This is a genomic window from Bradyrhizobium sp. 18BD (assembly GCF_054185225.1).
On the sequence record NZ_JAVAYL010000002.1, the window covers coordinates 431,029 to 450,536 of the forward strand.

Here is a 19,508-nt window from a genome sequence, read left to right on the forward strand (position 1 = left end):
GCCTAGTCGCCGCCACCGCTGTCCCCGCCGCCATCGCACCCGCCGAGGTCAGCGAAGTCGCCACCCGTGGCGCCGTCACCCTGAACGCCGCGGCCAAAGTTCGCGGCAAGGATCATCAGGACTACCACAAGCAAACCGGCGCCGAACGGCCAGGGATTGGCTTGGATGATGTTGAACAGCTCGCGCATGCAAGCATTCTGCCCAGACGAAAGCGAAACGAGCGTAAAGCGCCGCGCTTAAAAACGGGGATATCCGACTTGACCTGAGCACGACCTACCCACCCTTTAACACTTCCTTAACCTCGCCATCCGGCCAGGTCGCGCCCGCGGCGATCACGCGGACGCGGCTTTGGTCCGTACCGTTGACCAGCACATGCGAACTCAGCCGGTCGCCGCTTGGCTCCAGATGCAGATCGGTTTCGGGCTTCCAGCTCAGCGTGGTCGCGAGATCGCCGGGGAAGATCTGCCATTGCGATCCGTCGTCGAGCTCGACAACGTGGCTTTCCGAATGCGCGCGTATCTTCATTCCACCCCGAATTCCCGATGAACGGAAATGGCCCCGACACTCAGGCCGGGGACCCCGTTACGTTAGTCGTTGTCGTGATGAATCACGGACTTGCTGCGATTGCCGAATTCATCTTCTTTCTTGATCACAGTGGTGCGGTCGCTTCATCAGCGAACGCAGGGGCCACGATGGCGGTCACCATGGTGGCGGCAAACAGATAGTTCCTCATCATGTCCTCCTCGTGCGGAGGGAATGCAGGACTGCGACGCTTTGTTCCGAGGAACGGCCTGTTCCCCACGTTCCCGGAACCGGCTCACACGGGCCGTGTTTCACGCTAGACTGGCACCATGAAACGCGCTGATTCCTCGTACCCTCACACCCGCCGCACCCTGCTGAAATCCGCGCTCGGCGCAGCCGCCTTGCTCGCGTCGCCTGCGCACGTGCTTGCAGCGCCTTCGGGCTTCGATGAGTGGCGCGAGAGCTTTCGCGCACGTGCGATGGCCAAGGGGATCTCGGCCGCAACGTGGCAGCGCGCGATGGGGCGGGTCGAGCCCGACATGAGCGTGTTCAAGCAGATGCGCAACCAGCCGGAATTCCACGAGCAGGTCTGGCAATACATCAACCGCCGCGTTTCCGACTGGCGCATCATCAACGGCAAGATCGCGCTGAAGAACAACGAGGCGCTGCTCGCGCGCATCGAGCGCGATTTCGGCGTCGAGCGCGGCACGCTGCTGGCGCTGTGGGGCGTCGAGTCCGCCTATGGCGATCCCCTGGTGCAGCAGAACCACATGACGCCGGTGTTTCCCTCGCTCGCCGCACTCGCCTGGAACGAGCCGCGGCGCAAGGCCTATTGGGAGACCGAGTTGATCAACGCGCTGCGCATCGTCGACAAGGGCTGGAGCACGCCCGAGGAGATGAAGGGCTCATGGGCCGGCGCGATGGGGCATTCGCAATGGATGCCGGAGGTCTGGCTCAATGTCGGCATCGACTATGACGGCGACGGCAAGGTCTCGCCGTTCGGCAAGCCCGACGACGCACTGGGCTCGACCGCGAAATATCTCGTCAATCGCGGCAAATGGCATCGCGGCGAGCACTGGGGCTACGAGGTGCGCGCGTCCGGCGAGGCGAGCGGCAGCCGGACCTATGCGGCATGGCAGGCGGCTGGCGTCACTCGCGCCGACGGCCAGCCGTTTCCGCAGCCGAACGCATCCGCGCAGATGTGGACCCCGGTCGCGGGCGGGCCGACCTTCCTGCTCGGACCGAACTTCTATTCGGTGAAGAGCTACAATCCCTCGATGAATTATGCGCTGGCGATCTGCCATCTCGGCGATCGCTGTCTTGGTGCGCCGCCCTTCATCCAACCCTTCCCCGGCTCCGAGCGCGCCCTGACGCTGGCCGAAGTGCAGGAGATGCAGACACGGCTGACCAAGGCCGGGTTCGATACCGGCGGCACCGACGGTCGCGTCGGCAACGACACGATGAAGGCGATCAAGGACTTTCAGCAGCGCGCGGGGATTGCGCCCGCGGACGGCTATGGCGGGCTGAAGGTCCTGGCGAAGCTGCGGCAAGCCCCCTAGTCCGACGCCGCGGAACTTGTCCACAGGCTGTCATTCGCTGTGGACAGCCCGAAACGAAAGTTGCCGCGGATTTTTCCGTCTACCTAAGATGGCCTCACTTATTGGGGAACTTTTTGGGGGACGCGGCCATGTTTTCAAGGCACGCATGGCTTTTGCTCGCCTTATCTTTAGCCAGCTGCCAGTCGGCGGAAACTCTCGTTGCAACGCCAACTCCGGCGCAAGTCTCTCAATATGCAAGCGAGGCCGGTTCGATCACGGTGACAGACGCCAACGGGACTCGGCGCATGTTTTCGTCGGAATATCTGCTCGCCAGCGTCAATTACACCAATCAGAGATGCGACGAATTCTTCGACCTTCTCACCCGCTACAATCAGGACTCATCGTTCGTCGACAAGATCCTGGCCGCCTCGATCACCGCAGCAACGCCGCTGATGGCGAGCTATGGGGTCGGAGCCAATGCCGTTGCCGTCACGGGAGCAACGATCGCCTACGCACAGAACGTCAATAAATTCGCCTCGGAGATCTACGCCTTTTCTCCCTACTCCGGCCAGCTGAAGCGCCACGTCAAGCAACAGATGGCCGACTACGTCAAGAACATGAAGTCCGATTGGGCGAAAGGACGTTTGCAGGAAAGCGCGTGCGTCTCTACGGGCGGCTGCTTCAACGAGCTCGAACGGCTCGTCGTTGTCCGCGGCCGAGCGCAGCAATACGCGAATATCTGCTCCGTTGCGAACATGCGGGCGATCATCGATTCCTCACTGGCCGTGACCGACTCCAAGTGCCTTCCTCCCTCTGGCGATGCCGCAACTGCTGCCGCTGCGGAAGTGACCGCCTGCAAATCACAGGTGACCAAGCCGAACACCTGACAGGCGGCCAATGAACCGATATGCCTCGGACTGCTCGCGAAGCGAGGGCCGCCATTCGACAACGATCCGGTGGCAAGGCTCTACGTGCTGGATATCGCAAATCACTTCGGAGCGGATCTGGTCCCTGGCGTGGTAAAGGCCGCAGAAGAGGCCGGCACCGATGCAACGGCTGCGATGCTCGACTGGCTTTTGAAAAATTCCTCCTACGGCCCCTCAAACAGGAAGGAGCTGAAGAGCCGACTGACGAACATAGCGAGCGTCATGAACAGCCTTCCTGCCGGCGATCGCAACAGCGTCGACGCTGCCATGTGTGGCATCAGGACGGTTCGGGATCTTCCGGCTGTCTCGAGATGAGCCGCGCGACGCCGCTCGGAGATCAGTGCCGATATTGCGGCTCTTCCGCATCGAGCTGACGCCGGATCGCGGCGAGATGCAGCCGCGCGGATTCGGAATCGCCGTCGCGCGTCTGCCGGTACGTTTCGGCGGCAATCGCGGGATCGACGGGCAGCACCTTGCGGCCGGTCGACATCGCGAGCACCTGCACCTCGGCGGCGCGCTCGAGATAGTAGAGATCGTCCCAGGCCTCTGCGATGGTCGGCGCCAGCACCATCACGCCGTGATGCTTCATGAAGACGATGTCGGCTTCTCCGACGGCGGAGGCGATACGCGCGCCCTCGCGGTTGTCCAGCGCAAGGCCGTTGTAATCACGATCGACCGCTGTGCGGCCATAAAACTTCAGCGCGGTTTGGCCGGCCCAGATCAGCGGCTCGCCCTCGGTCATCGACAGCGCGGTGGCATAGGGCATGTGGGTGTGGAAGGCGACCTTGGCGCGCGGCAGGCGCTTGTGCATCTCGGCGTGGATGTAGAAGGCGGTTGCCTCGGGCACGCCCTCGCCGTCGAGCACGTTGCCATGGAAATCGCAGATCAGGAGCTTCGAAGCGGTCAGCTCGCGGAAGGCATAGCCGTAGGGGTTGACCAGGAAGAGATCGTCATGGCCGGGCACGACGGCCGAAAAATGGTTGCAGATGCCCTCCTCAAAGCCGTTGCGCGCGGCCATGCGGAAGCAGGCGGCAAGGTCCTCGCGCGCGGTGCGGATCGCGTCGGTGGCAAGGTCCGGCCGGTTCGAGCGGACGGACTCAGGCGCGGAAGAAGACGAATGAAGGCTGTGCGCCATGGCGAAGGACACCTTTGTCGGTCGGAATGTCCGCCTTGTACAGGGGCTAAGCCTGCGCGTCAGCCCCTGCGACCGCCACCCTGCCCTGCGCGTCTCACGCCCGCCGCGGCACCCCGCCTGCGTTCATGCCACCGTCGATGACAAGCTCGCTGCCGGTGACGTAGCGCGAGGCATCGGAGGCCAGATACAGCACGCCAGAGGCGATCTCGGCGGCCTGGCCGGCGCGGGCGAGCGGCGTTGCGACCCTGGCGCGTTCCTCCGGATCGATCGGCGCATTCTGGCCGGCGCCGGCGGCACCGGTCGGAATCTTGCCCCAGATCGGCGTGTCGATGATGCCGGGATGCACCGAATTGACGCGGATGCCGTCGCCTGCCGCAGCACACTCCATCGCGATCGATTTTGCGAACAGCCGGACGCCGCCCTTGGTCAGCGAATAGGCCGACAGGCCAGGCGCGCCGCGCAGGCCCGCCAGCGATGACATCAGCACGATCGAGCCGCCGCCGGTCTTGCGCATCAGGGGCAGGCAATGCTTGACGGACAAAAACACGCCGTCCAGATTGATCGCGTTCTGCTTGCGCCAGTCAGCAAGCGTCATGTCGACGATCGAGGGCACGGCAATGCCGATGCCGGCATTGGAGACCGTGATGTCGAGCCGGCCGTAGCGCTTTGCGACATCGGCAACGATCTCGATCCAGCGTTCCTCGCTGGAGACGTCCTGCTCCAGGAAGATCGCCTTGCCGCCAGTCTTTGTCACGCGCTTGGCGAGCTCGGGCCCGCGCAGCTCGTCGATGTCGGTGATGACGACCGTGGCGCCCTCGCGCGCGAACAGCTCGACGATGGCCTCGCCAATACCGGAGGCACCGCCTGTGACCAGCGCGACCTTGCCCTCAACCTGCCCTGCCATGTTCACTCCCGTTTTTGTTGTTCGAGCGATTTATTTTTGACGCATGATCTCGTTGGATCTTGCGTTATCTGATCATGGATGGCCCCTGGTCCGGTAGCGCGACGTCGATGACGCGGAATTGTACCCGCTCGGCGCCCTGGTAGCGGTCGACCGACAAGGAGCCCGCGACATGCAGTTGCTGGCCGCGGTTGGCAAGGAGCGCATTGCCGAGTTTCTGGCCGACCGAACGGAACGCGAGGCCGTTGACGATCGAGCCGTCGCCCGACTTGAAGCGCAGGCGCAGATGCGCCTGGCCGACCTCGTCGGCATAGACGAGCTGATGCCCCGGCAGCGCCAGGACCGGCTCCGGATTGCCGCTGCCGAACGGGCCGGCGCGGTTGAGCGTGGTCGCCAGCTCCGTCGTCACCGCGCGGGCTGAGACCGCTCCGTCGATGTAGAGCTCGTTGACGTGGCGGGCCTCGGCGACGTCCTGCGCCAGCGCGTTCTCGAGATAGGCGCGGAATTCGGCGAGCTTCTCTTTGCGCAGCGTCACGCCCGCGGCCATCGCGTGGCCACCGCCTTTCAGCAGGATACCGTCCGTGACCGCCTGCCGCACCGCCTTGCCGAGATCGACGCCGGCGATCGAGCGGCCCGAGCCGGTGCCGATGCCGCCGGGCTCGAGCGCAATGGCAAAGGCGGGCCGCGAAAACTTCTCCTTCAGGCGGGAGGCGACGAGGCCGACCACGCCGGGGTGCCAGCCCTCCGAGGCCGTCACGATCACGCCGAGCTTGTCCTCCAGCCCGATCGAGGCCAGCGCCTCGGCTTCGGCCTGCGCTTCGGCGGCCTGCTCGATGACGCGGCGCTCGGTATTGAGGCGGTCGAGCTCGGCCGCAATCCGGGACGCCTCGACGCTGTCGCCCTCGAGCAGCAGGCGCACGCCGAGGTCGGCGCGGCCGATGCGGCCGCCGGCGTTGACGCGCGGGCCGAGCATGAAGCCGAGATGCCAGGCCTCCGGCGGCCCATTGAGCCGCGCCACATCCATCAGCGCGGTGTGGCCGACATGGTCGCGCCGCCGCATCGCGATCAGCCCCTTGGCGACGAAAGCGCGGTTGAGGCCGATCAGGGGCGCCACGTCGGCGACGGTGCCGAGCGCAACGTGATGCAGCATGCCGAGCAGATCGGGCTCGGGCATCTCGGAATTCCAGAATCCGCGCTGGCGCAGCTCGCGATTAACCGCGACGAGCGTCACCAGCACGAGGCCGACGGCAGCGAGATGGCCAAGGCCGGAGAGATCATCGAGCCGGTTCGGATTGACCAGCGCATCGACCTCCGGCAGCTCCGTGCCGGCCTGGTGATGATCGATCACGACCACGGACATGCCGAGGCGCTTGGCTTCAGCCAGCGGCTCGATGCTGGTGGTGCCGCAATCGACGGTGACGAGCAGCGTGGCGCCCTTGGCCGCCAGGCCGCGAACCGCGTCGACGTTTGGGCCATAGCCCTCAAAGATGCGGTCGGGAATGTGGATCAGCGGATCGAGCCCGCAATGGCGCAGGTGCCAGGCCAGCAGCGCCGCCGAGGTCGCGCCGTCGACGTCGTAATCGCCGAAGATCGCGACCTTCTCGCCCCTCGCCGCCGCATCGGCGATCCGCTTCGCGGCGGCCTCCATCTCCGTCACCGTGAACGGGTCCGGCATGAGCTTCCGGATGGTCGGATCGAGGAAGTCGGCGACCGCGTCGGTGTCGACGCCGCGGCCCGCCAGCACCCGGGCCAGCAGCTCCGGCAATTGGTGCTGCTGCACGATAGCAAGCGCCTTGGCCGCCCCGCGCGCGTCCAGCCGGTCCCGCCAGAGCTTGTCGGTGAGCGAGCGCGCGACCCCCAGGAACGCCTGGGGCGTCTCGATGGGTAAGGCGGTGGCGGGCGGCGTCATGAGTCGAATCTGGCTACAGGGAACTTGGGATCAGGGCGATGTCGCAGACGCCGGTTCAGGCTTCAGGGGATTGGCCGGGAAAGTGCGGGAATTTGCAACGGCTGGGCCGCACAAAGCGGTGGATGGCCGGCCGGCAGACTGGACTGACTATCATTTAGGCATTCCGCAAAACAGCAAATTAAGCAGGCGTTAGTCGGAATCCTCGAAAAAGAATCGTATTCGATCTGTGAGTTGTTGTTCCGGGTTCATTGCAGATCAGGCCTCATTGCCAAGGGAAGTCCCCGATGTCTGCTGCGCTGGGTCTCAAAGCCAAGCCGATTGCGTCCGAACCCACTGAAGATGATTCCGACATCTCGGCGCTGATCAATCGCCTCACCGCCGAGGTCAACCAGATCGCGGTCGACAAGACCAAGGCGATCCAGCAGATCACCAACCAGATGAAGATGCTGGCGCTGAACGCGCTGATCGAAAGCTCGCGCGCCGGCGCGCAAGGCGCTGGCTTTGCGGTGGTGGCACAGGAGGTGCGCGGCGTCGGCCAGCAGGTCGAGACCATCGCGCGCGAGCTCGAAAGCCAATTGACCAAGCGCACCGGCGATCTCGTCGCCTCGATCGACCGCATGAGCCAGCGCTCGCGCGGCGAGCGCATGGTCGACCTGTCGCTCAATGCGGTCGAACTGATCGACCGCAACCTCTATGAGCGCACCTGCGACGTGCGCTGGTGGGCGACCGATTCCGCCGTGGTGGATTGCGCCGCCTCGCCTGCGCCGGCCGCCGTCAGCTATGCCTCGCAGCGCCTCGGCGTGATCCTCGGTGCCTACACCGTCTATCTCGACCTCTGGCTCTGCGACCTCGACGGCAACGTCATCGCCAATGGCCGCGCCGACCGCTTTCGCGTCGCCGGCCAGAACGTCGCCCACACCAAATGGTTTCGCGAGGCCAAGACCCTGCGCTCCGGCGACGACTATGTCGCCGGCGACGTCGAGAACCAGCAACTGCTCGGCAATGCGCAGGTCGCCACCTATTGCGCCAGCGTCCGCGCGGGCGGCCAGGCCAACGGTGCGCCGATCGGCGTGCTCGCCATCCATTTCGACTGGGAACCGCAGGCCCGCGCGATCGTGCAAGGCGTCCGCGTCGGCGACAGCGACAAGGCCCGCGTGCTGCTGGTCGATTCGAATTTCCGCGTGATCGCTGCCTCCGACGGCCAGGGCATCCTGAGCGAGCGCATCTCGCTCTCACTCAACGGCCAGCGTTCCGGTTTCTATCAGGATCGTTCCGGTACCATGGTCGCCTTCCATGCGACGCCCGGTTACGAGACCTATCGCGGGCTCGGCTGGTACGGCGTGATCGTCTGCGGGGCGTAAGGGCGCCCCCGAGGCCGCTTAAGTCCTTTGTGTTGATGCAAATCAACACCGGGCTGTCATCCGGGCCATGATGCTGACCGTCACGGAAAAGCTTTCCGGGACGCGCGGTACCATGGACGATCTATCGAAATTCAGTATCGATGCCGGCAGCAGGCTACCGGCATGGCTGCGTATCGTCGCGGTCGCGGTACTCGTCGCGCTCGCGACCGGCGCGGGGCTGTTCGCCTATCGCTGGTACGCCCAGCCGGTGACGCTGTCGATTGCGGTGGGATCGCTGGACGGCGATGCCCCGAAGATCGTCTCGGCCCTTGCGAGCCGGCTCGTCGTGAACAACGCGCCGGTGCGTCTCAAGGTCGTCGAGACCAGCGGCCCGCTCGAATCCGCCGCCGCCCTCTCGTCGGACAAGACCGATCTCGCTGTCGTGCGCGGCGACGTCGGCGACCTCTCGCAGGCCCAGGCCATCGTCGTGCTGGCCGAGGCCGTGGCCATGCTGGTGGCGCCGCCGGGATCCAGCATCACCGATATCGCGGGGCTGAAGCGCGCGACTGTGGGCGTCGTTGCCAGCGACACCAATCAGAAAATCGTCAGCGTCCTGACCAGTTCGTACGGCCTCGACCGCGCCAACGTTACGTTCAAGAGCCTTGCGCTGGACGAGGTCCGCCGCGCGTTCGAGAGCAAGCAGGTGCGCGCGGTGCTGTTCGTCATGCCGCTCAGCGACAAATACCTGTCGCTGGTACGAGGGATGTTTCCGCAAAACGCCAAGACCGCGCCCGTGCTGATCCCGATCGAGAATGCGGGTGCGATCGCCGAGAAGGAGCGCGCCTATGAGAGTTTCGACATCCCCAAGGGCACGCTGCGCGGATCGCCTCCGGTGCCCGAGGACGACGTCACCACCTTGCGCGTGAACTACTACATCGTCGGCAAGAAGACCCTCGACAACGACGACATCGCCGACCTGACAAAGGCCCTCATCGCCGCGCGCAGGGACATCCTGCCGGAATGGCCGATCGTTGCACAATTCAAGGCACCCGACACCGACCCAGGCGCCTATCTTCCCGTTCATGCCGGTGCCGCCGAGTACTACAACGGCACCCAGGTGAGCTTCCTGGACAAATGGAGCAACGTGATCTTCCTGGCGCCGATGGCCCTGGGTGTCCTGGCATCGGTCGCGGCAGCGCTGTGGCAGTTCCTGAAGGCCGGCGGGCCCAGGCCAACGGAGCCGGCGCTCGACGCGCTCTACGCGCTGGGACGGAAGATACGCACAGCCAACAACGAGGCCGAGCTTTCCGAGATCGAAAACCAAATCGACAACGTGCTGCGCACACAACGCGCCGTCGCCGACAAGGATGAGAACACGCTGGATGCGGCCACACTGAACGTCGCGGCGCATCGTCTGGAGAACCTGATCCATGACCGCAAGGCCGCGCTGGGCGCCGCCCATTCCGAGGGGATGCGCGTTCAAGACACGGGAAAATAGTCCAGTCCAGCCCACGCCCAACTTAAAACCTGCAAAACAACCCCATGCACAGTAGAACTGGGTTTGATAACGCTGCGCTTTTTCGGCTTGCCAACCGGTTTGACTCGTCGGGCAAAACACTGGCAATCTGCAATGGTTGCATAGTCCGCTCGTCTCGCCGTTCCGGCCGGCTCTCGCCCAGCGACTTGCTGCCTCTCATCGTAAATTTAATCTCGAAAACAACCTGCGGTCTGCGCACGAGCGCAACAAGGGAATGATCCCTGACCGATCGCGGTCTCGCGACGACATGTCTTGGCGGTTTCCGGCAACGCAGGCCGGTTTCAGGCAAGAGCCCGCCCCATTGCTCCTGTAAAACACGGCTCACATCAGCCGGACGTGGGCACAGGCTCTCTCAACATCTCACGCCGGCAACATGCCGAGGAGACAGGCCATGAAGATCGTTGTGATCGGCGGCACCGGATTGATCGGATCCAAGCTCGTGGCGAAGCTCGGGCAACGCGGCCACAAGGCGGTTGCAGCCTCGCCAAAATCAGGCGTGAACGCCGTGACCGGCGAAGGCCTCGTTGAGGCGCTTGCGGGCGCGGATGTCGTCGTTGACGTCGCCAACGCGCCGTCCTGGGAACCCGCCGCCGTGCTCGATTTCTTCCAGCGCTCGAGCACAAATCTCATGACAGCCGAGAAAGCCGCGGGTGTGCAGCATCACGTCGCGCTGTCGATCGTGGGGACCGAGCGGTCGCCCGACAATTCGTACTTCCGGGCCAAGCTCGCCCAGGAGACCATCATCAAATCCGCAGCGGTCCCCTACTCGATCGTGCGCGCCACGCAATTCTTCGAATTCCTCGGCGCCATCGCTGATACAGCCGTGGTCGATGGAAAGGTCGTCGTCCCGTCCGCCCTGTTTCAACCCATCGCGGCTGAAGACGTCGCTGATCGCCTGGCCGAAGTCGCAACCGGCCAGCCGCTCAACGGCACCATCGATATCGCAGGACCGGAGAAAGCCCCCTTCAACGAATTCATCGCGCGGCGCCTGAAGGCGTCCGGCGATGCCCGTCCGGTGGTGGGAGACCCGAAGGCCCCCTACTACGGCGCGCCCATCGACGATACGTCGCTGAACCCGCTCGGCGAGGCCAGGCTCGGACGGATCCCGCTCGCAACATGGCTCGCGAACCTCTGAGAAGGAAATCCCATGCGCAGATTGCTGATCGCAGCGGCGGTTTATGCCGCATCCGTCCTGACGGTTCAGGCAGCCGAGCCAGCGGCAGCCCAGGCCAAAGTGTCGGTCGTATTCGACCAGGCGCTGCCGAACGTCCCGGGTAAAAGCATGAAGGGCGTGCTGGTCGAGTACGGTCCCGGCGGCTCCTCGCCGGCCCACATCCATGCGCCCTCGGCCTTCATCTATGCCACGGTCCTGGAAGGCGCGATCCGCAGCCAGGTCAATGACGGCCCCGCAAAGGTCTATCACAAGGGCGAGAACTTCTCCGAGAAGCCCGGCGACCGCCACGCCGTCAGCGCCAACGCCAGCGAGACCGAGCCTGCGAAGCTGCTGGCCGTGTTCGTGGTGGATACGGCCGACAAGGAGCTGACCACGCCGATCACGAAGTAGCGCCGAATTCACTGGCGCTACCGCGCCGAAGCATTCGCATTGGCCGCAGCATCCACGAACGCGACCGGCGTTCCTTTCGAGACGCTGGCCGCAACACGCTCGGCGTCCCAATTGGTGAGACGCACGCAGCCGTGCGATTCCGCCTTGGAGATCTTTCCCGGCGAAGGCGTGCCGTGAATGCCGTAGCCCTCGGCGGACAGGTTGATCCACATCGTGCCGACCGGATTGTTCGGGCCGGGCTTGATGGTGAAGGGCTTGCGGGAACGCACGCCCTTGAAATGATAGTTGGGATTGTAGCGGTAGTGCGGATTCCGGCTGATCTCCGTGACCTTGAGCGTGCCTGAGGGCGACGGCTTGTCTTCGCTGCCGACGGTCGCCGGATAGAACCCGATCAACGCATTCGACTTGTCGAACAGCTTGACGGTCTGCCTGACCTTGTCGACCTCCACCCGGTCAGCCTTGGCAGGCTCGCCTGAAGTGGAGACGTCCACCACGACGATGGCCTCGCCGGCGCGGTCGAGATGGCGCCCGGGGTTAAGCGCCGACAACAGTTGCTCACTCATGTGAAACTTCTCGGCCAGCGCCTCGCGCGGACTGGTGTAGCCCAGTTTCGGAATGTCCTTCATGTCCTCCATTTTCGCCGGAAGCTTCTTCAGGAAAGGACCCGCCAAATCCTGCTCGGTGATGGTGTAGGTTGCCATTACCGGCCGGTCGTCCGCACGCAGCGCCTTCCAGAGGTCCTCCGTCAGGGCGTCCGTGCTCGGCAGCTGGCGCGCTTCGGCATAGGCTCGCAGCGCCTTCTTCGCATTCTCGCCGAACCTGCCGTCGATCTCGCCGGGCGAGAAATGCGCCCGGTCAAGCAACACCTGCAGCCGCACGCCCGCCGGGGTCGGCTTCTCGTTCGACAGGGTCTTCTTCGACGGTTCGGCCGCGTTGATGGCGTCCGGGTTCATTTCGGCCGCGACCGCAGGCGCTGCAGCCAAAGCAAGCGCCAGAGCGATGCAGATTGGCCACGCCCGGCGGATGAAGCCGGCGCTCTTTGCCAGCCCTCGCAACACGCCCATGTCGCCCATGTGCCAGCTCCAAAAATGGAGACATTCATGGCACTGGCAACTCGCCGCGAGGCCGGAAGTTTCTCATTTTTCCCGGAAGCTGGCGGAGCAGCAATCACCCGGCGCGGCGCGCGGCCATCTCGGCCGCAAGCAGTAGCGCAGCACGGCTGGCGCCGATCGAGGCGATGCCCTGGCCTGCGATGTCGTAGGCGGTGCCGTGCGCGGGCGTGCAGATCGGGAACGGGAATCCGCCGAGCAGCGTCACGCCGCGATCGAAGCCCATCAGCTTCATCGCGATCTGGCCCTGGTCGTGATACATCGTCAGCACCGCATCGAAGGCACCGGCCTTGGCGCGCAGGAACACGGTATCGGCGGGAAACGGTCCCTCGGCGGCGATGCCGTCACGCTGGCCGGCCGCGACCACGGGCGCGATCACGTCGATCTCCTCGCGACCGAAATTGCCGCCGTCGCCGGCATGCGGATTGAGCCCGGCGACCGCGATGCGCGGCCGGGCAAAGCCGGCGTTGCGCATGCAGGCATCGGTCAGTTTCAGCGCGCGCTGGATGCGATCGCTAGACAGCTTGGCGGCGACGTCCTTGAGCGGAATGTGCGAGGTGACCCGCGCGTTCCAGAGCTCGCCGAGCACGTTGAATTCGCTTGCGGGGGTCCTGAGGCCGACCACTTCGGCGGAAAACGCGATCTCGTCGTCGTACTCAGCGCGGGCGAGCCGCATCGCCTGCTTGTTGAAGGGGGTGAAGCAGACGGCGTCGACGCGACGGTCGCGGCCGAGCTCGAGGGCGTGCTTGTAGTTGGCCAGCGCGAATTTTCCGCCGGCAAGGGTTGCAGTCTTCGGCTCGACCTCGCGGGGATCGAGATGACCGAGATCGACGAACAGCGCATCGCCCTCGGTTGCGCGAAGATCAGCGCCCTGCTCCGCCATCGTCAGCTCCGGCTTGACGCCCGCAACGCGTGCGCCCTCGTCGAAGATGCGGCGGTCGCCGATCACGACAATGCGGCCGCGGGCGCGGATGTCGTCCTGCGCCACCAGCTTTGCCGTCAGCTCCGGGCTGATGCCGGCGGGATCTCCCATCGCCAGTGCAATGAGCGGTTTTGCAGTCATATGGTCACCTTCTCTCGGTCGGTCGTCTGGTCTGTCGTCTTATGGGCGGGCGGCACAGGCTTGCGCTCCAGGCGCGCAAGCTGCAGCACGAGCGGAAGCAGGAGCAGCGCAATGCCGCCGACGATCAGGCAGGTCACCAGCTTGTTGGCAAAGAAGATCCCGAGCGATCCCTTCGACATCAGCATCGACTGCCGGAACGCATCCTCGGCCTTGTCGCCGATCACGATCGCGAGCACGAGCGGCGCCAGGGGATAGAACAGCTTCTTGAAGAGATAGCCGACGATCCCGAAGCCGAGCATCATCACCACGTCGAGATAGGAGTTCGACACAGAATAGGCGCCGACGACGCAGATGATCACGATCAGCGGCGCGATGACGACGAAGGGAATCCGCATCAACGCGGCGAACACAGGCACGGTCAGCAGCACCAGCGCGACGGCGACGATGTTGCCCACATACATCGAGGCGATCAGGCCCCACACGAAGTCTTTCTGGTCCACGAAGAGCATCGGTCCGGGATTGAGACCCCAGATCATCAGCCCGCCCATCATCACGGCCGCGGTCGCCGAGCCGGGAATGCCGAGCGAGAGCATCGGCAGCAGCGCGCTGGTGCCGGCGGCATGATCGGCGGTTTCCGGGGAGATGATGCCTTCGACCTCGCCGGTGCCGAAATAGCGGCCGCGGCGCGAGAAGCGACGGGCGATGCCGTAGCTCATGAAGGAGGCCGCGGTCGGGCCACCCGGCGTGATCCCCATCCAGCAGCCGATCGCAGCGCTCCGCAGCAGCGCAACGCTGTGGCGCGGCAGCCGGCCGACCGCGCGAAACACTTCGGCCCAATCGATCTTGGAGGAGACGGCACGGGCATGAAACTCCTCCTCGACCGCGACCAGCAGCTCGCCGATGCCGAACAGTCCCATCACCGCGACGACGAAGTTCACGCCCTTGACCAGCTCGTCCACGCCCATGGTGAGGCGGACGCTGCCGGAGACAGTGTCGATGCCGATCGCAGCGATGGCAAAGCCGATCGCCAGCGCCACCACCGTCTTGATCGGCGCCGCGCCGCCCATGCCGACGAAGCTGGCGAAGGCCAGAAAGTAGACGGCGAAATATTCCGGCGGCCCGAAGGCGAGTGCGACCTGCGCCACCCAGGACGCCAGGAAGGTGATCAGGATGACGCCGATCAGCGCGCCGAACGCGGCCGAGCCAAAGGCGGTCGCGAGTGCCGTCGTCGGCCGGCCATCGCGCGCCATGGGGTAACCGTCGAAGGTGGTCGCGACGGAGGATGGCTCACCCGGGATGTTGAACAGGATCGAGGTGACTGAGCCGCCGAACAGCGCGCCCCAATACATGCTGGAGAGCAGGATGATCGCCGACACCGGCTGCATGCCGAAGGTCAGCGGCAGCAGTAGCGACACGCCGTTGGGCGCGCCCAGCCCCGGCAGCACACCGACGAGAATGCCGAGCAGCACGCCGACCGCCATCAAGGCCAGATGCGGCACGGTGACCGCGATGGTGAAGCCGTGGAGAAGTTCCTGGAGATTTTCCATCGGCGTCGCCCTCAGAAGCCGAACGCGGCGGCGAGCGCGCCGTGCGGCAGGCTGACCTGGAACATGCGCTCGAACACGACATAAAGCGCGAGTGCCGTCGCCGCGGCCATGGCCAGCGCGCGCGGCACGGATTGATGCCGGGGGACCGCAAGCACCGCGAAGACGTACAGGGCCGAGGCGAGATACATGCCGAGCAGCGGGATCGCGGCCACGAAGATCGCGGCCGGCACGAACAGGCCGGCGAGCCGGCGCAACTCGATCGGCGTGATGGCGATCGGCACGTTTGCCAGCGTCACAGCCGGCAGCACGCCCCGCACCAGATTGTAGAGGCTGCCAGCCACGATGATGATGCCGGTCAGGAACGGGAACGTGCCGGCGTCCACGCCCGCACTCGACCAGCCGATGCCGTTGTCCAGGCTCTGGACCACCACGGCGACACCAAAGCTGCCGGTGAGGACGGCAGTCGCAAGCTCAAGCGCTCGACGCGAGATCATGGCGTGGTGCCCGCCCTACTTCACCAGCCAGCCCTGCTCGCCGGCGACCTGCTTGACGTGCTCGAGGTCCTCCTTGATGAACTTGTCGAGCTCGGCGCCGGTCAGGAACGTGTCGACCTGGGAGGTCTTCTCGATGTAGTCCTTCCACTCCGGCGTCGCCTGCACCTTCTTCATGAGGTCGACATAGTACGCGGCCTGGTCCGGCGTGATCTTGCCGGGCAGCCACACCGTGCGCGGCTGCTCATATTGCTTGATGTCGAGCCCCTGCTCGACGCAGGTCGGAACGTCGCTCCAGCCCTCGGTCGCGGTGACCTTGGCACCTTGCGGCAGGCGCTTCGGGCTGAAGACACAGAGCGGGCGCTGCGTGCCGCCGCGCCATTGCCCGATGCTTTCGCTGGGATTGTTGACGTGGGAGTCGAGATGCCCGCCGGCGAGCTGCACGGCGGTCTCGGCGCCGCTCTTGAAGGGGATGTAGGTCAGCTTGACCTTGCCGGCCTTCTCGATCATGCGCGTCAGCACCTCGTCGGTGTCCTTGGACTGCGCGCCGCCCATCTTGAATTCGCCTGATGCGGCCGCCTTCAGATAGTCGCCCGCATTCTTGTAGGGCGCGTCCTGCTTGACCCAGAGCAGGAACTCGTCCTGCGCCATCGCCGCGATCGGGGTCAGATCTGTGTAGTTGAAGGCGACCTTGGAGACGAGCGGCTGCTGCCAGGCGTTCGAGGTGCCGAAGATGACCTTGTAGGGATCGCCCGCGGAAGCCTTGCCGTAGACATAGCCCTCGGCGCCGCTGCCGCCGCCCTTGTTGACGACGACGATGGGCTGCTCGGTCAGCTTGTACTTGGTGATGATGTTCTGCACCGCGCGGGCGAGATTGTCGGTGCCGCCGCCCGGCCCTGCCGTCGCCACGAACTCGATCGGCTTTTGCGGCTGCCAGGCGGCGAGCGCCGGCATGGTGCCGGCGAGCACGGCCGCAGCCGCAGACAGCAGAAACTTTGACGTCCCACCCATGATTTCCTCCAGCTTTTATGTTTTGTCTTGTTTCGTTTGTTCTATCGACGTCCGGTCAGGCGACGCGTTCCGTGCGCCTCCCTTCGGCCAGCACGATTGCGCCTTCCTGCTCGAGCGCTTCGATCTGCTTTGGGTCGAACCCGTATTCGGCCAGCACGTCGCGGGTATGCTCACCGTAGACCGGCGCGCCCGACAGCACTTTGCCCGGGGTCTCCGAAAACTTGACGGGAAGCCCGATCGTCTTGACGGGGCCGAGCGTGGAATGCTCGACCTCGACGACCATCTCGCGCGCCAGCGTCTGCGGATCGCTCAGCGCCTCCAGCATGTTGTGCACCGGACCGCACGGCACGCCCTTTTCGTCCAGTGCCGCGAGCCAATGTGCCCGCGTTTTGGTGCGGAAGCGCTCGCTCAGGACGGCTTCGAGCTCCTTCAAATTCGCCATCCGGTCGGAACCGTTGACGAAGCGCGGATCGGCGGCGAGCTCGCTCGCGCCGAGCGCTTCGAGCATCAGCAGCCAATGCTTCTTGTTGGCGCCGCCGACGACGAGCCAGCCATCCGAGGCCTCGAAAGCCTGGTATGGCGCGTTGAGTGGATGCGCCGAGCCCATCGCGCGCGGCGCGGTGCCGGCGGCGAGCGCGATGGTGGATTGCCAATAGGTCTGCACCAGCGCGGCCTCGTAGAGCGAGGTCTCGACCCACTGCCCTTCGCCGGTCTTGAGCCGGTGGGTATAGGCGGCCAGAATGCCCATGCTCGCGAGCAGGCCGGCGGTGATGTCGGACAGCGGCGGGCCGCATTTGACGGGCGGGCCGTCCGGCCGCTCGCCGGTGAAGCTCATGATGCCGCTCATGGCCTGCGCGACGAGGTCAAAGCCTCGGCGGTGCTTGTAGGGGCCGGTGCGGCCAAACCCCGACAGCGAGCAATAGATCAGCGCGGGATGCTGCTTGTGCAGCTCCTCGTAGCCGAAGCCGAGGCGCTCCATTGCGCCCGGCGCAAAGTTCTCGACCAGCACGTCGGCGGTCGCGATCAGCCGCCGCAGCACCTGCTTGCCGCCATCGGTCTTGAGATCCAGCACGATGCCGCGCTTGTTGCGGTTCATCATCAGGAAGGAGGCCGCCTCGTCGCCGATCTTCGGCGGGACCGAATGACGGGTGTCGTCGCCGTTCGGCGACTTCTCGATCTTGATGACGTCGGCGCCCATGTCGGCGAGCATCAGGGTGCAGGTCGGCCCCGCCATGACATGGGTGAGATCGACGACCTTGAGGCCGGCGAGCGGTCCGGAACGGCGAGAAGCGGATTGCGAGCTTTGCATCGGGGGGCGTCCTATTGCCCGCGCCATTGCGGCGCGCGCTTGTTGAGGAAAGCATCGAGCCCTTCGCGAAAGTCCTGGCTCGTGTAGCACATCAGAATGAGGTCCTCGCCCTCGTCCCGCGTCAGCCGCCGTTGCAGCCGGGCGACCGCCTGCTTGGTTGCCGTCAGTGTCAGCGGCGCATGGCCGGCGAGCAGCCGGGCGACCTCGTCGGCGCGCGTGTCGAGCGCGGCGATATCCGCGACGACCTCACCGAGCAGCCCGACGCTGGCGGCTTCATTGGCGTCAACGAGGCGCGCGGTGAAGATCAGATCCTTGACGCGCGCAGCGCCGATCAAAGCAGTGAGACGGCTGACATTGGACATCGACAGGCAATTGCCGAGCGTCCTGGCGATCGGAAATCCGATCTTCGTGCTGGCCGTGCCGATGCGCAGGTCACAGGCGGCGGCAATGCCTGCCCCGCCCCCGGTGCAGAAGCCGTTGATCGCCGCGATGGTCGGGACCCGGCACTGCTCCAGCGTGGAGAGCACCCGATCAATCCGGTTCTCGTAATCGATGGCGTCCTGCGGTGTCTTGAACTCGCGGAACTGGTTGATGTCGGTGCCCGAGGCGAAGGCCTTGTCGCCGGCCCCGCGCAACACCAGCACCTTGATCGCATGATCGCCGTTGGCTTCCTCGCAGATCGCCGCGAGGCGCTCGTACATGGCGAAGGTGAAGGCATTGCGGGCCTGCGGGCGGTTGAAGGTGATCCGCCCGATGCCGTCCTTGCATTCAAAAACGAGGTCTTCCGCCTCCGCAGCCTGGTCCATTTCCTTAGCTCCTCTTGTTTTTCACATTTTTGAATGCAAAATTCGTGATTATCAAGCTGGAACTTCCGAATATCGGTCGATATTCTCATTTTTGCATTCAAAGCGGAGCGCTTCCCATGCTTCACGAGGAGGTCGTCGGCCGCATCCGCGCCATCCTGCTCGACGGCGAAATCCCGCCCGGCGCGCGGATTCCCGAGCGTGAGCTGTGCGACCGGCTGCAGATCTCGCGCACGCCGCTGCGCGAGGCACTCAAGGTGCTCGCCGCCGAAGGGCTGGTGCAGCTCTTGCCCCATCGCGGCTCACGCGCGGCCAAGCTGACCGACAAGGACATGCGCGACCTGTTCGAGGTCTGCCAGGGACTGGAAGCGCTGGCCGGCGAGCTCGCCTGCGAGCGTATCAGCGACGCCGAGATCGGCGCGATCGCCGCCGCGCACGAGGAGATGGTGCAGAATTATCGCAAGGGCGATCTGATCCAGTACTATCGCGGCAACCGCGCCATTCACGAGGGCATCGTCGCGGCGGCCGGAAATCCCGCGCTGACCGGGCTCTATGCCTCCGTGACCGCGCGCATCCGCCGCGCGCGCTATGTCACGCCAATGACGCCGCAGCGCTGGGCGCTCGCCGTGAAGGAGCACGAGGCGATCCTCAACGCGTTGCAGCGGCGCGACGGTGCCGGCCTCTCGCACATCCTGCGTGCGCATCTGCGCCACAAGCGCGAGGAGGTTTTGCAGGCCGGCTTTGCCGAGACTGAGACAAGCGACGTCGCGCTGCGGATCGCGTGAGCGGCGTTGCCGGCGGCA

20 protein-coding genes are annotated in these 19,508 nt (G+C 65.1%); 8 read left to right on the forward strand and 12 right to left on the reverse strand.

Annotation, left to right across the window (positions count from 1 at the left end; translation table 11 throughout):
• Positions 1-2: 2 nt before the first annotated feature.
• Positions 3-188 carry a hypothetical protein gene (locus tag RAD16_RS05345; protein ID WP_458156819.1) on the reverse strand — a complete coding sequence of 62 codons (186 nt, stop codon included), beginning with the start codon at positions 186-188 and terminating at the stop codon, positions 3-5.
• An 85-nt stretch (positions 189-273) separates the two neighbouring features.
• Positions 274-525: a hypothetical protein gene (locus tag RAD16_RS05350; protein WP_458156820.1), complete on the reverse strand. Its 252-nt coding sequence runs from the start codon at positions 523-525 to the stop codon at positions 274-276.
• Between the two features lie 326 nt (positions 526-851).
• Between RAD16_RS05350 and RAD16_RS05355 the strand changes: the two genes are divergently transcribed.
• The 3 genes from RAD16_RS05355 (at position 852) to RAD16_RS05365 (ending at position 3,301) form a co-directional block, all read left to right on the forward strand.
• The gene (locus tag RAD16_RS05355; RefSeq protein ID WP_458156821.1) at positions 852-2,081 is read left to right on the forward strand and encodes a lytic murein transglycosylase; all 1,230 of its coding nucleotides are present in this window, start codon (positions 852-854) and stop codon (positions 2,079-2,081) included.
• A 128-nt stretch (positions 2,082-2,209) separates the two neighbouring features.
• Positions 2,210-2,947, forward strand: coding sequence for a hypothetical protein (locus RAD16_RS05360; RefSeq protein ID WP_458156822.1), 738 nt, complete (start codon positions 2,210-2,212; stop codon positions 2,945-2,947).
• Between the two features lie 69 nt (positions 2,948-3,016).
• The gene (locus tag RAD16_RS05365) at positions 3,017-3,301 is read left to right on the forward strand and encodes a hypothetical protein (protein WP_458156823.1); all 285 of its coding nucleotides are present in this window, start codon (positions 3,017-3,019) and stop codon (positions 3,299-3,301) included.
• A gap of 22 nt (positions 3,302-3,323) precedes the next feature.
• Here RAD16_RS05365 and RAD16_RS05370 read toward each other — a convergent pair whose 3' ends face one another.
• The 3 genes from RAD16_RS05370 to recJ form a co-directional block, all read right to left on the reverse strand.
• The gene (locus RAD16_RS05370; RefSeq protein WP_458156824.1) at positions 3,324-4,121 is read right to left on the reverse strand and encodes an aldolase; all 798 of its coding nucleotides are present in this window, start codon (positions 4,119-4,121) and stop codon (positions 3,324-3,326) included.
• A gap of 94 nt (positions 4,122-4,215) precedes the next feature.
• Positions 4,216-5,025 carry an SDR family NAD(P)-dependent oxidoreductase gene (locus RAD16_RS05375; RefSeq protein ID WP_458156825.1) on the reverse strand — a complete coding sequence of 270 codons (810 nt, stop codon included), beginning with the start codon at positions 5,023-5,025 and terminating at the stop codon, positions 4,216-4,218.
• 64 nt (positions 5,026-5,089) lie between these two features.
• A complete protein-coding gene (gene recJ, locus RAD16_RS05380; protein WP_458156826.1) occupies positions 5,090-6,931 on the reverse strand; it encodes a single-stranded-DNA-specific exonuclease RecJ in 1,842 nt (613 codons plus the stop codon).
• 284 nt (positions 6,932-7,215) lie between these two features.
• Here recJ and RAD16_RS05385 point away from each other — a divergent pair, with 284 nt between their 5' ends.
• The 4 genes from RAD16_RS05385 (at position 7,216) to RAD16_RS05400 (ending at position 11,372) form a co-directional block, all read left to right on the forward strand.
• The gene (locus RAD16_RS05385) at positions 7,216-8,292 is read left to right on the forward strand and encodes a methyl-accepting chemotaxis protein (RefSeq protein ID WP_458156827.1); all 1,077 of its coding nucleotides are present in this window, start codon (positions 7,216-7,218) and stop codon (positions 8,290-8,292) included.
• A 112-nt stretch (positions 8,293-8,404) separates the two neighbouring features.
• The gene (locus tag RAD16_RS05390; RefSeq protein ID WP_458156828.1) at positions 8,405-9,769 is read left to right on the forward strand and encodes a TAXI family TRAP transporter solute-binding subunit; all 1,365 of its coding nucleotides are present in this window, start codon (positions 8,405-8,407) and stop codon (positions 9,767-9,769) included.
• A gap of 430 nt (positions 9,770-10,199) precedes the next feature.
• Positions 10,200-10,943 (forward strand): SDR family oxidoreductase, encoded by a 744-nt coding sequence (locus tag RAD16_RS05395; protein ID WP_458156829.1) that lies wholly within the window; start codon positions 10,200-10,202, stop codon positions 10,941-10,943.
• Between the two features lie 12 nt (positions 10,944-10,955).
• On the forward strand, positions 10,956-11,372 hold the full coding sequence (locus RAD16_RS05400; protein WP_458156830.1) for a cupin domain-containing protein: 417 nt from the start codon (positions 10,956-10,958) through the stop codon (positions 11,370-11,372).
• Between the two features lie 17 nt (positions 11,373-11,389).
• Here RAD16_RS05400 and RAD16_RS05405 read toward each other — a convergent pair whose 3' ends face one another.
• The 7 genes from RAD16_RS05405 to RAD16_RS05435 form a co-directional block, all read right to left on the reverse strand.
• Entirely contained in the window at positions 11,390-12,436 is a 1,047-nt protein-coding gene (locus tag RAD16_RS05405) for a L,D-transpeptidase family protein (RefSeq protein WP_458156956.1), read from the reverse strand.
• Positions 12,437-12,539: 103 nt separating this feature from the next.
• On the reverse strand, positions 12,540-13,544 hold the full coding sequence (locus tag RAD16_RS05410; RefSeq protein ID WP_458156831.1) for a 4-hydroxythreonine-4-phosphate dehydrogenase PdxA: 1,005 nt from the start codon (positions 13,542-13,544) through the stop codon (positions 12,540-12,542).
• Positions 13,541-15,091, reverse strand: a complete 1,551-nt coding sequence (locus RAD16_RS05415) for a tripartite tricarboxylate transporter permease (protein ID WP_458156832.1) — start codon at positions 15,089-15,091, stop codon at positions 13,541-13,543. The genes RAD16_RS05410 and RAD16_RS05415 overlap by 4 nt, the downstream gene beginning before the upstream one ends.
• Positions 15,092-15,102: 11 nt before the next feature.
• Positions 15,103-15,585, reverse strand: coding sequence for a tripartite tricarboxylate transporter TctB family protein (locus tag RAD16_RS05420; RefSeq protein WP_458156833.1), 483 nt, complete (start codon positions 15,583-15,585; stop codon positions 15,103-15,105).
• A 15-nt stretch (positions 15,586-15,600) separates the two neighbouring features.
• Positions 15,601-16,593 (reverse strand): Bug family tripartite tricarboxylate transporter substrate binding protein, encoded by a 993-nt coding sequence (locus RAD16_RS05425; RefSeq protein WP_458156834.1) that lies wholly within the window; start codon positions 16,591-16,593, stop codon positions 15,601-15,603.
• A gap of 55 nt (positions 16,594-16,648) precedes the next feature.
• Positions 16,649-17,902: a CaiB/BaiF CoA transferase family protein gene (locus tag RAD16_RS05430; protein ID WP_458156835.1), complete on the reverse strand. Its 1,254-nt coding sequence runs from the start codon at positions 17,900-17,902 to the stop codon at positions 16,649-16,651.
• An 11-nt stretch (positions 17,903-17,913) separates the two neighbouring features.
• Entirely contained in the window at positions 17,914-18,708 is a 795-nt protein-coding gene (locus RAD16_RS05435; protein WP_458156836.1) for an enoyl-CoA hydratase/isomerase family protein, read from the reverse strand.
• A gap of 116 nt (positions 18,709-18,824) precedes the next feature.
• Between RAD16_RS05435 and RAD16_RS05440 the strand changes: the two genes are divergently transcribed.
• Complete coding sequence (locus tag RAD16_RS05440) at positions 18,825-19,490, forward strand: GntR family transcriptional regulator (protein WP_458156837.1); 666 nt, start codon at positions 18,825-18,827, stop codon at positions 19,488-19,490.
• The last annotated feature ends 18 nt before the right edge of the window (positions 19,491-19,508 follow it).

Coding starts and splice junctions, on each gene's coding strand:
- RAD16_RS05345 (WP_458156819.1), bottom strand. CDS start 188: ATGCGCGAGCTGTTCAACATCATCCAAGCCAATCCCTGGCCGTTCGGC.
- RAD16_RS05350 (WP_458156820.1), bottom strand. CDS start 525: ATGAAGATACGCGCGCATTCGGAAAGCCACGTTGTCGAGCTCGACGAC.
- RAD16_RS05355 (WP_458156821.1), top strand. CDS start 852: ATGAAACGCGCTGATTCCTCGTACCCTCACACCCGCCGCACCCTGCTG.
- RAD16_RS05360 (WP_458156822.1), top strand. CDS start 2,210: ATGTTTTCAAGGCACGCATGGCTTTTGCTCGCCTTATCTTTAGCCAGC.
- RAD16_RS05370 (WP_458156824.1), bottom strand. CDS start 4,121: ATGGCGCACAGCCTTCATTCGTCTTCTTCCGCGCCTGAGTCCGTCCGC.
- RAD16_RS05375 (WP_458156825.1), bottom strand. CDS start 5,025: ATGGCAGGGCAGGTTGAGGGCAAGGTCGCGCTGGTCACAGGCGGTGCC.
- recJ (WP_458156826.1), bottom strand. CDS start 6,931: ATGACGCCGCCCGCCACCGCCTTACCCATCGAGACGCCCCAGGCGTTC.
- RAD16_RS05385 (WP_458156827.1), top strand. CDS start 7,216: ATGTCTGCTGCGCTGGGTCTCAAAGCCAAGCCGATTGCGTCCGAACCC.
- RAD16_RS05390 (WP_458156828.1), top strand. CDS start 8,405: ATGGACGATCTATCGAAATTCAGTATCGATGCCGGCAGCAGGCTACCG.
- RAD16_RS05395 (WP_458156829.1), top strand. CDS start 10,200: ATGAAGATCGTTGTGATCGGCGGCACCGGATTGATCGGATCCAAGCTC.
- RAD16_RS05400 (WP_458156830.1), top strand. CDS start 10,956: ATGCGCAGATTGCTGATCGCAGCGGCGGTTTATGCCGCATCCGTCCTG.
- RAD16_RS05405 (WP_458156956.1), bottom strand. CDS start 12,436: ATGGGCGTGTTGCGAGGGCTGGCAAAGAGCGCCGGCTTCATCCGCCGG.
- RAD16_RS05410 (WP_458156831.1), bottom strand. CDS start 13,544: ATGACTGCAAAACCGCTCATTGCACTGGCGATGGGAGATCCCGCCGGC.
- RAD16_RS05415 (WP_458156832.1), bottom strand. CDS start 15,091: ATGGAAAATCTCCAGGAACTTCTCCACGGCTTCACCATCGCGGTCACC.
- RAD16_RS05420 (WP_458156833.1), bottom strand. CDS start 15,585: ATGATCTCGCGTCGAGCGCTTGAGCTTGCGACTGCCGTCCTCACCGGC.
- RAD16_RS05425 (WP_458156834.1), bottom strand. CDS start 16,593: ATGGGTGGGACGTCAAAGTTTCTGCTGTCTGCGGCTGCGGCCGTGCTC.
- RAD16_RS05430 (WP_458156835.1), bottom strand. CDS start 17,902: ATGCAAAGCTCGCAATCCGCTTCTCGCCGTTCCGGACCGCTCGCCGGC.
- RAD16_RS05435 (WP_458156836.1), bottom strand. CDS start 18,708: ATGGACCAGGCTGCGGAGGCGGAAGACCTCGTTTTTGAATGCAAGGAC.
- RAD16_RS05440 (WP_458156837.1), top strand. CDS start 18,825: ATGCTTCACGAGGAGGTCGTCGGCCGCATCCGCGCCATCCTGCTCGAC.